Raw genomic sequence first — 15,109 nt, 5'->3', positions numbered from 1 at the left:
TCATTCCTTCCAATGGGATTTTCCATGAGATTCGCTTCGATTTTGTTTGCCCTCGTGCTCGTCGTCTCCGGCGCGCAAGCCGTCGTTCCCACGACCATGACCTATCAAGGAATCTTCACGGACCTCGAAGGCAATGTCATGCCCGACGGAGTCTACGAAGAAGTCGGCTTCCACATTATGCACTCCGCCGTCGGCGGTCCGCCTGTCTGGTCCGAATGGCAGGACATTACCATCAGCAACGGCGTATTTGAGGTTATCCTCGGCACGTGGAACCCGCTCGCCCCCGCCGATTTCCTCGATCCGCAGGGCGACGGGCTGTGGCTTTCGATTTCCTACAACGACACGTGGATGAATCCGCGCCAGCCCATCAGCTCCGTGCCCTTCGCCTTCATCGCCTGCGTGGCCGACACCGCGCGTAACCTTGGCGTGCATACGGAGGCATCGGTCTCGCAATTCCAAAACACGACTGACGCCCGGCTCGATGTGCTCGAAGCGGCGGAAAGCGGCATGTTCTCCGAAAACGCCGCCGGCGGCGTCGTGGGTGAAACCCTTGTCGCCTTCAACAGTGGCTCGTTTGGCGTCGGCGGACCCGCCTCGATCATGTTCTTCGCACAGGTGATCAATGACGGCCTCGAACACGCAGCGTGGAAGGCGCGTCTGCGCTTGCAGCATGTCGGTTCCGGCGTGATTGTATCGCAAACTGATTATGAGTTCCGCGCCGACGGAAATTCTGATATTCACCTGCAGAAAACCTTCCCCAACGGCGTTGGCGTCGGCACCTACCGGCTCATCGTTGAGGTCACCGCCATTGACGGCCAAGTAGACGTTGACGACATCGAATTCGGCGCCATGTGGATATCCTCTGGCGTTGTCGTAACAGGACAATAATTGACTCCTATCTCCGCTGAAAAACCCCGCGCAACTCGCGGGGTTTTATTCTCCAAGCCAAATTTATGAGTTCCCTATCCCATTCCCATAGCTTCGGACAGGACGTCCCCCGCGCCGGCGAAAAGCGCACCCTGATCGTCGTGCTTCTGACCTTGACCATGATGGTCGTCGAGATCACCGCCGGTATTCTCTTCGGCTCGATGGCCCTGCTCGCCGACGGATTGCACATGGCGTCGCATGCCCTGGCCCTGACGCTAAGCTACATCGCCTATATTCTCGCCCGCAAGTATGCTCACGACGGACGCTTCAGCTTCGGGACGGGCAAGATCAACACGCTGGCCGCCTTCGCCAGCGCATTGATGCTGGCCTTCTTCGCTACGGTCATGGCCTACGAGAGCGTCGTGCGTCTGCTGCATCCCGTCCCCATCGTCTTCAATCAGGCGATTGCCGTCGCCGTGATTGGTCTGATCGTCAACGGCGTCAGCGCGCTCATCTTGGGTAACGATCATGATCACGACCATGCACATGATCATCACCACGATCACGGTCATGAGCATCACGACCACGAGCATCACCGCGAAGATCACAATCTGCGCGCCGCTTATCTGCATGTGCTGGCCGATGCATTGACCTCGGTCACCGCGATTTCGGCTCTGCTGGCCGCAAAATATTTCGGCTGGATCTGGATGGATCCCGTGATGGGCATCGTCGGTGCGATTCTCGTCAGCAGTTGGGCCATCGGCCTGCTGCGCGACTCTGGAAAAGTCCTGCTCGACCGGCAAGCGGATGCCCAAGTCGTGCAAGCCATTCGCGACGCGATCGAGAAACACTCCGACGCGCATGTCGCCGACATTCATGTCTGGTCCATTGGCTCCGGTCTGTTTGCCTGCGAATTGTGGGTAGCCACCAACTCGGATCAGCCGCCGGACTATTACAAAGCGCTGCTCCCAAAATCCCTCGGCATCGTTCATGTCACCGTCGAGATTCACGAACGAAAATAACCGAGTCCCTCTGCACCGCTGCACAGGCCATGATCGGAGAATGCTACGCTAACGAAATACCCCGCAAAATATTGCGGGGTATTCTTTTGCGCCGAACTGGGCCTTTTCACCAATCCGTGGCCCCGTTGTTGCATTGTTGATTTGCACTAAGCTGGTTCAACACAACAAACCCGAGCACAACATGCTGGCCACACTGCTTGTCGTGGATGACGACCGGGATATCCGGGAAATCATCAAACAGGTCGCGGAAATCAAGGATTACGAAGTCATTGAAGCCGAAGACGCTACCGTCGGCCTCGAGAAGCTGCGCACCATGGCGCCCGATCTGTCCATTATTGATGTGGGATTGCCGGGCGGGATTGACGGCGTTGAGCTCTGTCAACAGATTCACGAAGTCGCCCCGCAACATCCGGTTCTGATCATTAGCGGTCAGGCCACGCCAGAAAAGGCCGTCGAAGCGTTGAAGCACGGCGCCTTTGACTATCTGGGCAAGCCACTCAATTTGGAAAAGCTGATGCTGCTGGTGGATCGCGCGCTGCAAAATGTCGCCAAAGAGCGCGAAATTGAACGCGTGTCCGACGAACGCAAGGCCGTCTACGGCTTCGAACGGCTCGTCGGCGAGTGCAAGCAGATGCAGCAGGTGATGGACACAGGCCGCAAAGTCGCCGCCGTGCAATTTGCAACGGTGCTGCTCACGGGCGAGTCGGGAACGGGAAAAGAGCTGGTCGCGCATGCGATTCATCTGGCCTCGCCGAACGCCGATAAGCCGTTTGTCGAAGTCAATTGCGCCGCGATGCCGGAGACACTGCTGGAAGCGGAGCTGTTCGGCTATGAGAAGGGCGCCTTCACCGACGCCAAGCAGCGCAAGCGCGGTCTGTTCGAAGTCGCGACGGGCGGGACGTTTTTCCTCGACGAAATCGGCGAGATGCCACTCAACTTGCAGGTGAAACTGCTGAAGGTGATTGAAGAGCGCACCTTCCGGCGGGTTGGCGGCACGCAGCCGTTGCAGATGAAATTTCGACTAATTGCCGCGACGAATGCCAACTTGCAGGAGCAGATTGACAGCGGGCGCTTCCGCCGTGATCTCTATTATCGTCTGGCGGTGTTCTCGATTCACCTGCCGCCGCTGCGCGAACGTGGGCGGGACACGGTGACGATTGCCGCGCATTTTGTCGAGCGGTTCAATCGCGAATTCGGCAAAAACATCAAGGGGCTTACGCCCGATGCGGAACGTGTGCTGACGGCTTACAACTGGCCGGGCAACATTCGCGAGCTGCGCAATGCGATTGAGCGCGCGGTGTTAATCGGCGCGGGGCCGCTGATTCACGCGGCGGATTTGGCGATTCTGCCGATGCAGGAGACGCCCACGCCGAGTTTGGCTTCGATGCCTGAGCGCGATGTGGACAGCATGCTGAATGATCCGGACGGCTTCTCGATTGACGTGCCCACGAGTGGCGTGAATATGGAAGAGGTTGAGAAGCAGTTGATCCGCATTGCCATGCGTCACTGTCATAACAACGCCAGCGCCGCCGCCAGATTCCTAAGGATGACGCGCGAAACGCTGCGCTACAGATTGAAAAAATATGGTATTCGTGAGGAAATTGAATCGTAAATTGAAAACGGCGACCTTTCGGTCGCCGTTTCTTCGTGCGAGGTTACGTCGCCAGTATGCGCTGAGTCAGGGAGTTACTGCCGTCACATGATAGAAACTTGTGCCGACGTTCTCGCACCCAGTCGGCAAGACGGTTTCTGTCGTTGTGGCAACCTGCTCCCATGGTCCCGTAAGACTCGTGCTGTGAAAGATCTCATACCCTATCGCGACTGCGATCGGATCCCAACGCAAATACGACTGGCAATCTTCTTGGAATACATAGACCAAGACCGGTGCCGCAACTGTTTGCCGTATCTTTGCGGTCTGACCGCCGACAACATACACGCTATTGTCCGTTCCAAGTGCTATTGCGTTGGCGTAGCTTCCCGGAGTCGTCACCGTCCAAGCGGAAACTCCATTCGCAGCGACTTTGCAAACCGCCATCGCTTGCAGCGTTCCTGCCGCAAGATAGGCATTGTCTGAGTTGTCCATCAGCAGGTGCGCATGCAGCAGCAGTGCAAGCGGACCGTCCGCATCCAGGTTAGACCACAGCGCTGTGCCGCTGGAGTCCGTCTTGATAAATGCAGCCCCGAATCCAGACATCGGGTATCCCGACATCACGGGCTGGTCATCCGTCCCAACCTCTACGCGGTTGCCCTTGAACGCAATGACATGTGACCAGATCTGAACCCCCGCACTATTCAGTTTTTTGAGTACCGTGGCACCGTTAAAAGACATTCTCGCCATGGACGACATACGTGTTCCCATGCGAATCACCAGCTGCATCACCGACGGTCTGGCTATTTTGCCCGGGTAGACTCCATAACGGACTCCCGTCTCGGCTGATCTTCGCAAAACCATCAACGCTTCCAAAGATTGCCCGCCCAACAATTAATATGCCGTTGTCCGGAGTAAACTTGAAATTGACTGGTGCGCCAATCCCCGCTTGATCAAAGTAGTTCCACACTGAGTCGCCATCCGCCGTGAACTTCTTCACCTTTGTTACGAAGCCTGAGGGTCCGGAGCCCATGCCGAGGACATAGATCGCACCTTGCTCATCAACCAGGCACTTTCGGGTGTACGAACCATCGAATGCGCTCTCATAGACTCGGCGCCACAGCAAGGCACCTGCCGGCGAGAACTTCATCAGAATGCTTGCCGCATTTACTGGATTGGAGATGCCTGACATGACCGTCCCTGAGACAATTGCATTGCCTTGACTGTCCGTGGTTACCCAAGTCGCTTTCTCCCATTTAGTATTGTCTGTCTGGTCGAAGCTTGCCGTCCACAACTGACTTCCGGTTGAATCACGTTTCACCAGCGTGATATCCGTGCCGGGACCTTGTTCATTGTCAACGGTGAATACGTTTTGCTCTGCATCCACCGCAACCGAAACGCCGCGCGTCGGCTGCGTCCACTCTATCACGACCTGTGCTTGCGCAACGATTGGCAGCACAAGAAGCCCAAAAATAATGCGACTTGTCATCCTAAGTCCTAAGTCTAAAGGCATGTGAGCTCTAACCCTTCTTTTCTTACAGTCCATTTAAGCTAATGTCTTTACTCCAAGTTCTTTACTTTTTCTCCCAACGGCAGTACCATATGACAGATTATTCAGTGAACGTGCCGTTTCACCACCACCGCACCTATTATTAGTTCAAATGGACTGGCTGGGCGATAACGCTACAGCACACGATCCGGAGAAGCGACTCGCCATGCCTCTTGAATTTTTGTACAAATGGGCAAGTATTTGTTATTTATGTGCTGACCAGGCTTGACAAATCGTAAGTTCTGTTGTATATTATGCACAGCTAACAAGCCAAAACCCTCCCGGAGGTACCCGGCGGAAGAGGCCAACCACACGGCCCAAACGGAGCGCAGCGGTAAGTCAGCACGAACCTATCGTCCCGAGAACATAACTTAAGTACCCGCGGGGAAAAGCAGATCTACTACGGACGGACGACCCCCAGACTGCCAGCGGGCAGATTCTGATTTTCTGTTTTCTTATCTTGGGGCATGGACAATGCCCTGAATCTACAAGACCTCAAATCCCGTGCGTGGGAGATGCTGCCCGCCATGGCGTGGGAGTATCTGGATAGCGCCGCCGGAGATGAATGGTCGAAACGCTGGAATGAATCCGCGTTCGATGAGATCAAGCTCTGGCCGCGCGTGCTGCGCGATGTGTCGAAGCTGGATATTCAAACACACCTGTTCGGTGAAACGCTGGCCCATCCCGTGCTGTTAGCGCCGGTGGCCTACCATAAGCTGTTTCATCCGGTGGGCGAGCGCGAAACGGCGCGCGGCGCCATGGTCGCCAATGCGATCTACTGCGTCAGCACGATGACCAACACCTCCATCGAAGCCATCGCGCGCGACTGCCCCGACACAAAACTATGGTATCAGCTCTACGTGCAGCGCGACCGGGGCTATACGCGCAGTCTGATTGAACGCGTGCAAGCCGCCGGCGTGCGGGCCCTGGTAGTCACCGTGGATACACCCGTGTTGGGCAACCGCGTCCGCGAAACGCGCGCAGGGTTTCACCTGCCGGAAGGACTGACGCGGGCCATGCTCGAAGGGCTGCCGCCGGAGCTGCAAATCAGCGGGCATGCCATGGATCAAACGGACATCTACTACCCGCTGTGCGACCCTAAGCTCGCGTGGCAAGACATCGAGTGGATCTGCACAACGGCCCAGGCCCCGGTGGTGCTGAAAGGCATCCTCCACCCTGCCGATGCGGAACGGGCCATTCAGTCCGGCGCGGCCGGAATCATCGTCAGCAATCACGGTGGCCGAAATCTCGACACCGTGCCGCCCACGCTCGAGGTGCTGCCCGCGATTGTCAAACAAATTGACCGGAGAATGCCTGTGCTGCTCGACGGCGGCATCCGGCGGGGGACGGACATCCTCAAGGCGCTGGCGCTGGGCGCGCAGGCGGTGCTGATCGGGCGACCGTATGTCTGGGGGTTGGCCGTGGGCGGCAGCATGGGGGTCATGCGGTCGGTGGACCTGCTGCTGAAGGAGTTCCGGATCGCCATGGCGCTGTCGGGGTGTGCGACCCTGGGGGAAATCAGCCGCGAGGTGCTCTACCCCGGCTCAGCAGGTCAATACTGAACTAATCTGAGGTTGAGAGGCGTGGGTTGGCCTCTTCACTGAATTTATGCGACCCGCCTCATTTTTTGTGCAAGGGATGTGTTTTACATATCCCTTTATTTTTTTGTTGGATAGCGCGATTTGCGTATTAGATAAATTTTATTATTTTAGTATTTATCTAACTAACATAGGGACAATATGGGAACCAAGCACAAGGGCAATGCGTCTGAAGTACGTGCGCTGGACGCTTACATCAAGCTGATGCGTGCGGCCGACTCGGTGACCAGCCGGGTGAGCCGGAAGCTCGCGCCGCACAATCTGACTGTCAGCCAGTTCGGGGTGCTGGAAGCGCTGCTGCATCTGGGCGAACTGCATCAAAATGAACTGGGACAGAAGCTCCTGAAGAGCAGCGGGAACATCACGCTGGTGGTGGACAATTTGGAGAAGCGCGGCCTGATCGAACGCGAGCGCTCGACCGAAGACCGGCGCTTTATGTGGGTGCGGCTGACCGCGCAGGGGGACGAGTTCATTCGCAAGGTGTTCCCGGAGATTGTCGCCGCGATTGGCGACTCGATGGTGGTGCTGTCGCCGTTCGAGATGGAGAAGATGGCGGAGTATCTGAAGCAGGTTGGCCAGCGTGCCGCTGGACCGATTGCCGCTGGCGCGCCGGCTTGAAAGCGGGCACATTGCCGCTGGCGCGTACTGCTCACGGCCCAGGCAATTCCCGCGAATCGTTCGGATAGCAAATAAGTTTGCATAGACGATAGATGGATTGTTGAAAGACAACTTTACAAGGGAGCAACCCTCACATGAAGAGCATTCGTTTGATTCTGTTGGCGCTGGTGGTTTCGGCGTCGTCGGTGCTGGCGCAAGATTGGTCGCTGGATAATTCGCATTCGTCGGTGAACTTCGCGGTGTCGCACTTGGTGGTGTCGAAGACGCGCGGTGAGTTCAAGGACTACACGGGTACCGCGAGTTTCAATCCGGCGGACCTGTCCTCGGTTAAGGCGAATTTCACCGTGCAGGTGGGTTCGGTGGATACGCGCGATGAGAAGCGCGACGGCCACCTGAAGAGTGCGGACTTTTTCGATGTCGAGAAGTTTCCGACCATGACGTTTGTGTCGAAGAGCGCGAAGCAGACGGCACCGGGCAAGGGCACGTTGACGGGTGATCTGACGATTCGCGGCGTCACGAAGGAAGTGACGTTCATGTTGGACGGTTTTAACAGCGAAATCGCAACGCCGTGGGGCTCGAAGGTCGTGGGCGGCAAGGCAACGACGACGATCAACCGTCAGGACTTCGGCGTGAGCTGGAACAAGACGCTCGATGCGGGCGGCGTGGTGGTGGGTGACGAAGTGGAAATCACGCTCGAACTCGAGTTCAATCGCCCGGCGTAACCCACTTGATAAGTGGGCAACGTTGCCGCTAGGGCCCGCTTGAACGCGGGGCACATTGCCGCTGGCGCGCCCGCTTGAAAGCGGGGCACATTGCCGCTGGCGCGTGGCGCAAGAAATAGGTGAGTGGTAAAAGAAGCCCCGGACCATTTTGGTTCGGGGCTTTTTGTTTTGAACTGTGAGACCGGGTGTTGTCGCGGCAGTTGAGGCTCTGGTTCGGTTTACTCTCCTATGCGCCCGGAGTTTGGGGCACCCGCAGCGGGTGCCGCCGCGGGACAATTGTGTCTAACGTTTCGTAGTCTTAAACAACAGGTATGTCTCAATACAAGAACCAACTGTCATTTGAGTAAGTGGATCTTGTCAATACTTGTTTGCGCATTTAAGTTGGTTCGCATGAAGTAAACTCCTGATGCATATTTTGTCAGTGAAACACTTTTGGATAACAAACCGGAAGGGAACACATCTTCTACAATTGTTTCCAGCATTTGACCGTTTATATTGTAGAGAGCAATAGTGACGACTGATTGCTTGTCCAACGCGATTTGAATAGTCACATTATTATTAGTCGGATTAGGCGAAATGGAAATTAAACGTGTTTTAGTGCTGGCACTCTTTGTTGTAGGGCTCTAATGAAGAAGGAGCATATGAAGCTCATTAAAGGAAACATATGCCGACCCAAGTGAAGTCGATGCCCACAATACTTGCCTGAATGTATCAATCTCTATATCCATCAAGCCAAAGCCTTGTTCATTTATAGCTGGACCGAGGATCGTAATCAGACCACGAAAAGCCTCCGTCAAAACTCATAACTAAATTGGTTGAAAGATATACCCGCCCGATAAAAATCGGCACCAATGTCGGTACGACAACCATTTCCTGCACGGAGGAAGAGCGCGGAATACTACCAAGAATTTCCATTCATTGTTTTCAGCATTACGGACGCAATTCTGCAAAGCCGATATATAGACTGTATTAGCATGTGTCCAGATATGAGAATAGTTTGTTGCCGGAGGACCATTATAATTCAAAGACTCGATTTCACCTAAAGATGGATGGATCCGAAGGACATTTGTTGTCGAGTCACCTGAACTTCTGATAAGTACTAGAATGCCCATTGAATCCGCAGTAATATCTTGAATAAGAAATGGAATCGGAGGCACGAACGTGGACCAATTATCATTTATGGAGTTTCGATATCTAATCACTGATTGAGTGAATCCGACAAGATAATGCGCGTCACTAAATTCAAAGACGTGAAATCGTGCTCCTTCACAATTGACTATTGGTATATCGATCCCAGTCCATTCTTGTCCATCATCTGAGCTGGAAGAAAACCAGCAAGTTTCAGGCGTAAATAGGTTGAATCTGCTGCTGCAATAGGAAATCAGTCGATTTCCTTCCCAAGGCAGCGGAGGATTGATGTGTGTGTAGACATTTGCCGGTAAATCGACCTGACATTCTGCCCATTCTTCTTGCAATCTCCATTCGATTTGCTTGTTCGCTCAAGAACATGCGAGGGTATACAAATGACAACTCACCGCGAGCTCCGAACTGCCTGGAAGTAATTTCGTAAGGCATCCAAGTGTCTGTACCATTATCAAGTCTGAATATGCCGGAGTTTCGTGTATAAGTATATAATGTGTCATTGCGGGATACAATATTGTTTATGTGTATCCGCTCAAATGGAAATCCTTCATTAAAGCTTGTCCATGATTCACCGCCATCTTGTGACAAGAAAAAGACCGTGATGATGGATTCCATTGGCGATTATCTGATCAGTTGTGCCGGCTTAAGCACTAATTGTTTAGCGCCAAACAATGAGGGTAACCCATTTGAAACAGCTTCCCATGACTCACCGTTATCTTGGCTGAGAGAATACCGGTTCAAGGCTCTTCACTGCCATCAGCCAATGATACCGCAAGAAGTAAAAAGTACTATTGAGAAGAGGCAAGACATCGGAAGTTGTAAAATAATTTACAAATAGAATAGATCGGCAAGATTAAGAGCATTCATCCATGTCTCGCCTTGATCATGGCTTATTAATAATTCCCCATTAGGAATGTTCTCATCTGCAAAGCGTGATTGAGTAACGATATACATCGTACTATCTGAATATGGATCTTCAATGATTTTTGTTCGTGTTCTTTCAAATCCGTCCAGCTCAAAACTCTCCCAGTTAGCACCACTATCACGTGATTTTTCGTAAATATCTATCTGATAAATGGTACAGCAAAGGTTGAATCATGAAGATATCAGCATTCGACTCGTGTTATGATTGGTAATCCATTCACTTGGCACGGCATTCCATGTTTGGCCACAATCAAGGGTACCATGACCCACTGGCCGCCAGTTCCAACTGTAACCGAAGCATAAAGAGATCTTCCTGCGCGATCTGTTGCCTCAATAAAGTCAATATCCGCTAGTACCGGCAAATTCAGAATGATTTGCAGCTTGCCAGTTGCTGTCTTCACTGCGATGCCAAAGTCCGCCTCCTTGAATCGCAAGATACTCCCTGCTGTCAGTTAACAGATAGTACTCAATGTCTGGATTGCCTGTCACGGAAGGGTCAATTCGCTGCCATAGCATGCACTAACAAGAATAGTGCAACAATCCATGTAATGTATCGAAAAAGTCATAGCTTTTACTGTTGAAAAGGTACACGAGGAGGATAACCTTTTATCCGGAAATCATAACTTACATACTCGAAAAGACATTGTGCTGAAATTTCGTTTTGGCTGCAATCACCAGGAGGATCGCATTCACGAACAGGTCGATTAGGTGCTTGAGCGCCATTACCATAATCAGGCTGCCCAACTTGCTCCGCCATAAAACGGTCTATGGGCATCAAATACTGCCCAAGGAATCAAGTTCAACAAATTCATATGAGTATCTCCCAGCGTCGAACTCGTGGTCAGGATCATCGCCATCTGCAGCCATCCACGCTCCTATAAAATTGAGGCCACCCACCATTCGCATCATATGCCGCAACACCTTGGTGCTCCGAGGATGTGTTCACGATCTCCTTCTTTCAGGGCCAAAGGATAGTTGTTTTCGAAGTTCCCAGGCCAACAATTTGTACAGCCATCTTCAACATCAGGCCAAACATCACGACGTACGCCATTTACGCTTTCATCTGCCGCTATTTCCTGTCAACCCCCCACACGATGTACTCATCATCAGTAGTCCCAGTGTCATCCATGTTCCAAATGTTCATAAAAAACCACGGTACCATTTACAGAAACAGTAGTAGTTGCATATCTATCGTGGATCGGATCAGGTAATTCGGTATGAGCGCGCACCGTTTCTCTCTCTGCAGTCGCATTGAAGTGTAATTCAGTGTATACATTAAAATCCGACGGCAACCATTCTTCTCGCATAAATTATGTTACGATTAGGGTTGGGCTGTCCCAAGGATTCTAATGTAAGTGCGAGGAGTTAAAAGCCATGAAAATAAAGATGCTCATTTTTGCCTCAATATATTGTAGTTGCGCAAATCAATCTAAACAAAGCGCGAACCCCTTTCTTCAATGAATTGAATGCAGATAGATTCGCGTTGACATTTCGTGGCCTCCAGGCTAAGTTCCTGCCCGCTTCCCAAGACCTCAGTCGGAAGGTATTGAGCAGCCCGGGAAGAAGTCAAGTTGTCCATATTTTCCTCGAAGTTAGAATTGCCGCAGGGAGCGGGTGCCGCCGCGGGAAGACAGACACTGAGTATGGACGGGAGTGTCGGACCAGAGGCCCGACCAAGGCTATGGTTAAGGATGGCGAGGGGGAACCGGCAGCGACTCAGGTGATCCAGCGCAGCGTGTACTTCAGAGTCGTTATACGCCGACGACGATGGGAACGATGGCGGTGATGAGGCGGGCCCACTTTTTCGAATGAGGGAGAGTCGCGTGAAAAGTTTGGCGGTGGCCGGCGCTGAAGACGATCACCGCCACTAGAAGACTAAGACGGGAAGCGCTGTGCTGATGCCATAGACTGAAGGAAAGATTGCAATGGATTCGTGGCGCACGCCAGCAGGATCAAGCTGCCCGAAAAACAGCGCTGCGCTGACCGGGCAAAAATGAGATTGCGAAGGCGCGCCCAACATCAACGCGCCGAGTCCACCCCACCCTTCGGCGCGTTTGGCCGACTGCTCGAGGTCCGGCACTGCCGCTGAGTACGGCAGCTTCAGTCAACCGGTCGATAGGAATACCCACCACGATTGATGGGCCGGGCACCTGATGCGTGACCTGCTTCTGCAAGCCGAACGGAGTTTCGACGGCAGACTCACTCCACCGCAATGCGCCGACGACGACGTAGGCGGGCATGCGGCCAATGGGTCTCAACACGCCCGTCCACGGCGCTTGCCGCGGAGCATGCGCGCCGTTTACAAAGGACGCGGCGGCGATATTGAGTAGCCAACGGACGGGGCTAATCAGTTAGAATCTAACCACAGCGCTAACCAAACCGATGACAAAGTCGTTCATTCGCCGAGCTCGCGACTTCCGCCGCCACGTATTTCTTGAAGGCCGCTTCATCACCAGTAACTCCCAGACTTTGTCACAGTTTTCCACTTGACCTGCGCGCCGTTTTCATAGCGTACCAGCACGGGGACTTGGTGAAAAGCTTGTACTCGTCAATGAAGTGCGCATTGGCTTCTTCGTCGAGTTTTTCATCATCCACGCAGGCAGACCATCGGCGGCTGGGGCGCGAAGCCCACTTCAATGGCATCGTGCGAATATTTCTCGTCTTTTGGCAGCTCGGGCAGCTGCGGTGTTCATGAAATATTAGGCCACATTTGTGATCTGCGGCGTTTTGTGCGCTGTCGGGTGTGGCGACGGCGGCTTCTTCGGCAGGACAGGCGACACGCGCAAGAAGGGCAAGCAGCAGAACGGTAAACAGTGTTTTTCATGATCACTTTCCGCCAGTTGACGTCGGCAGATTTTGCAATTCCGGCTCGGTGGGAATACGGCCCGGACTTTGATTTCGCCATCTACCAACAGCGCAGGCGTCATCATCACGCCCGCGGCAAGGTAGCATTGATATCAAAATGACTTCTCGAGCGTGAAATCGGGTTGTTTTTCGCGCCACGCTCCGTCAGCTCGGCAGGTTGTGACGCTTCGGGCAGCCGGTGCCCAGGACTTGAATCTTCAAATTATCGGACTCCTACCAAATTTCCATACAGCCACCCGGCCAGAGTGGACAACGTTACAACCAAAGAAACAAACGCCACGGTTTTGCGCAAACCCTAACAGGTGAATCACCGCTACTCGGCGGCGACAACGCCGGACCAGCCAGCAGAAGCGCTAGTCGGGCCTGCGCCCATACCGCCGCTCATCAGCCCTTGCAGAATCGGCACTTCGGTCAAGAGTCGCGAAGTACATGAACGCGCCGATCACCGACGAGACCGAATTGGCGAACAGCGAATTCCCGCCTAAATTTGCTAACTCATCTCGACGGAATCGACCTAACGGGCCGGGCTGACCCAGCGGCAAACCCGCAGCCAGGATACACAACAGCAATAGTGGTACGATCTGCTTGGAAAAATCCCGGTGGCTTCGAGGCACACTCGCGACATTTCCGCCGAAAGATACGGAATCAGCGAGCGCGGCAATAGCCAGCAGAAAAACTGCCTGCGGGCAGTCGGGAATTGCGACTGCCGCGCCGATCGTCACGACGATTCCTGCTGAAAGATGCGGCAGTCTCGTCTGCATCATCCGGCCATTTGCACGCACAGTAACACTGCTAATCCGCCCGTCAGCCACCACCCTTAGGATATATCCCCGGAAGAAGGGCCCAGCGTGGCAACCAGAAATTGACTGGTCGCAAACCAGACAGCCGTTCTGAGACCGTTTGAAGCGGCCCGCTTCTCCGTGAGCGCGACAGCCAGTCGGGCGGCTTCGTCACGGCGGAAGACCACGCCATGAGCAGGCCGGTGATGATTGAAAAGAGCACAGCGCCAACCGTGCGGGCAATTCCATACTCAACGCGGTACTCGGGCCGTCAGGACGATGGCCAAGACGTTGATCGCCCGGACCGGCGCGAAAATGCCGTGGCCGGGCCGTCTCACCCATCTTGTAGATTCCGCCGAAAAGCGGCGGCACGGTGCATGAACAGACCGCCAGCACGCTGCCCAGAAACGGAGGCCACACCGTAGGCCACCAGCTTGTTGGCCCCCGCGCCGGTCTTCATCACTTCGCCTGACTGGATAGACGTGCTGATGGCGCCCACAGTAAACAGCGCCGGGGATCAGGCAGAGGATAACGTGTTCGTTCGCGCGTACCATTTGGTCAGCAGCGCGCTAAGGACGACTGCACCGCCTGCGGAAGATGCCACGAGTCAGGCGAAGGAAATGAGCCCCGCCGAACAAGGCCATCATCGAAATCGGGCGGGCAAACTGGTTCTTTGACATGCAAAAACAAAATGATAGTACTGGTTCGTTAAAATACGAAATAAGAACCGAGAAAACAATACACGAGGCCAAGGTTGGTCCATTGCGTGCGCTTGTCACATGGGAACATAAATTGTCGGGAGAACTGGACCACTATCACCGACCATGCGCTATTGTGCCTCATTGCCTCTCAGATTGGATTTTTGCTACCTTTTCTATGTAGTGGTGAGAAAGCGCGTCTTTCTCGTTAACCAGATTTTTCAATCGGGTACGCATACAATACGGAGTAGCTCCCCATGCACGATCGCCTATTTATTCCCGGTCGGTGGAAGTTCGTCCTGGGTGCTGCAAGCGATTTCAAACCGCAGGTCGGCCACCGCACGCAAGCCTATATGGATGTCCACTCGTCCACCATTCCTCTATTAAAGAAGATCCTCTATACCGGGCGGGACGTCACTGCTGTTCACCTGTTCGGCGACAGGGGTGATGGAAGGTTCGTTGCGCAATCTGTCATGAAGAAGGCGCTGGTCACGCGGTCAACAGCGCGTTTTCAAGCGCTGGTTCCAAATTGCCGGCTTCAACGGCATTCCCGCCGACAAGCTGGAAGTGCCGATGGGGCGGGCGAGTGAACCTGAAGCGGTAGGCGCGGCTTTGGCGACCGGACGGTGTGACCAGTTCTGCGCTGTCTTCAACGAAACTTCGACAGGCGTGCGCGCGACGCTGGAGAAATATTCAGATGCTCAAGAAATATCCCGACGTGATGTTCTGCGTGGAT

General features: G+C 53.9%; 14 protein-coding genes. 7 read left to right on the top strand and 7 right to left on the bottom strand.

Translation table 11 applies throughout. From position 1 onward, the window contains the following. Window positions 1-24 precede the first annotated feature (24 nt). The 3 genes from IPH10_04595 to IPH10_04585 all read left to right on the top strand — a co-directional run bounded on the left by IPH10_04595 (window position 25) and on the right by IPH10_04585 (window position 3,501). Window positions 25-888, top strand: coding sequence for a hypothetical protein (locus IPH10_04595; GenBank protein MBK6910195.1), 864 nt, complete (start codon window positions 25-27; stop codon window positions 886-888). A 65-nt stretch (window positions 889-953) separates the two neighbouring features. Next, a complete protein-coding gene (dmeF, locus tag IPH10_04590) occupies window positions 954-1,889 on the top strand; it encodes a CDF family Co(II)/Ni(II) efflux transporter DmeF (GenBank protein MBK6910194.1) in 936 nt (311 codons plus the stop codon). Window positions 1,890-2,070: 181 nt separating this feature from the next. Continuing rightward, window positions 2,071-3,501, top strand: coding sequence for a sigma-54-dependent Fis family transcriptional regulator (locus IPH10_04585; protein ID MBK6910193.1), 1,431 nt, complete (start codon window positions 2,071-2,073; stop codon window positions 3,499-3,501). Between the two features lie 66 nt (window positions 3,502-3,567). Here the strand turns inward: IPH10_04585 and IPH10_04580 are convergent, their stop codons facing one another. Beyond that, window positions 3,568-4,227, bottom strand: a complete 660-nt coding sequence (locus tag IPH10_04580) for a hypothetical protein (GenBank protein ID MBK6910192.1) — start codon at window positions 4,225-4,227, stop codon at window positions 3,568-3,570. Then, on the bottom strand, window positions 4,208-4,966 hold the full coding sequence (locus IPH10_04575) for a hypothetical protein (GenBank protein MBK6910191.1): 759 nt from the start codon (window positions 4,964-4,966) through the stop codon (window positions 4,208-4,210). The genes IPH10_04580 and IPH10_04575 overlap by 20 nt, the downstream gene beginning before the upstream one ends. A gap of 527 nt (window positions 4,967-5,493) precedes the next feature. Here IPH10_04575 and IPH10_04570 point away from each other — a divergent pair. The 3 genes from IPH10_04570 to IPH10_04560 all read left to right on the top strand — a co-directional run bounded on the left by IPH10_04570 (window position 5,494) and on the right by IPH10_04560 (window position 7,964). Continuing rightward, window positions 5,494-6,588 carry an alpha-hydroxy-acid oxidizing protein gene (locus tag IPH10_04570; GenBank protein MBK6910190.1) on the top strand — a complete coding sequence of 365 codons (1,095 nt, stop codon included), beginning with the start codon at window positions 5,494-5,496 and terminating at the stop codon, window positions 6,586-6,588. A gap of 177 nt (window positions 6,589-6,765) precedes the next feature. Further along, a complete protein-coding gene (locus IPH10_04565; protein ID MBK6910189.1) occupies window positions 6,766-7,242 on the top strand; it encodes a MarR family transcriptional regulator in 477 nt (158 codons plus the stop codon). Window positions 7,243-7,376: 134 nt separating this feature from the next. Then, window positions 7,377-7,964, top strand: a complete 588-nt coding sequence (locus tag IPH10_04560) for a polyisoprenoid-binding protein (GenBank protein ID MBK6910188.1) — start codon at window positions 7,377-7,379, stop codon at window positions 7,962-7,964. A 335-nt stretch (window positions 7,965-8,299) separates the two neighbouring features. Here the strand turns inward: IPH10_04560 and IPH10_04555 are convergent, their stop codons facing one another. From IPH10_04555 to IPH10_04535, 5 genes are all read right to left on the bottom strand, one after another. Then, a complete protein-coding gene (locus tag IPH10_04555) occupies window positions 8,300-8,515 on the bottom strand; it encodes a T9SS type A sorting domain-containing protein (GenBank protein ID MBK6910187.1) in 216 nt (71 codons plus the stop codon). Window positions 8,516-9,305: 790 nt separating this feature from the next. Continuing rightward, on the bottom strand, window positions 9,306-9,722 hold the full coding sequence (locus tag IPH10_04550) for a hypothetical protein (protein ID MBK6910186.1): 417 nt from the start codon (window positions 9,720-9,722) through the stop codon (window positions 9,306-9,308). A gap of 2,261 nt (window positions 9,723-11,983) precedes the next feature. Beyond that, entirely contained in the window at window positions 11,984-12,292 is a 309-nt protein-coding gene (locus tag IPH10_04545) for a hypothetical protein (GenBank protein MBK6910185.1), read from the bottom strand. A 957-nt stretch (window positions 12,293-13,249) separates the two neighbouring features. Further along, window positions 13,250-13,660, bottom strand: coding sequence for a hypothetical protein (locus IPH10_04540; protein MBK6910184.1), 411 nt, complete (start codon window positions 13,658-13,660; stop codon window positions 13,250-13,252). 186 nt (window positions 13,661-13,846) lie between these two features. Further along, window positions 13,847-14,095, bottom strand: coding sequence for a hypothetical protein (locus IPH10_04535; protein MBK6910183.1), 249 nt, complete (start codon window positions 14,093-14,095; stop codon window positions 13,847-13,849). A gap of 535 nt (window positions 14,096-14,630) precedes the next feature. On the opposite strand from IPH10_04535, the gene IPH10_04530 reads away from it, so the two are divergent. Continuing rightward, window positions 14,631-14,963 (top strand): hypothetical protein, encoded by a 333-nt coding sequence (locus tag IPH10_04530; GenBank protein ID MBK6910182.1) that lies wholly within the window; start codon window positions 14,631-14,633, stop codon window positions 14,961-14,963. The last annotated feature ends 146 nt before the right edge of the window (window positions 14,964-15,109 follow it).

The organism is bacterium (genome assembly GCA_016702305.1).
Classification (GTDB): domain Bacteria; phylum Electryoneota; class RPQS01; order RPQS01; family RPQS01; genus JABWCQ01.
Note: the sequence above shows the minus strand (reverse complement) of the source record. Positions and strands in the feature narration are given on the sequence as shown.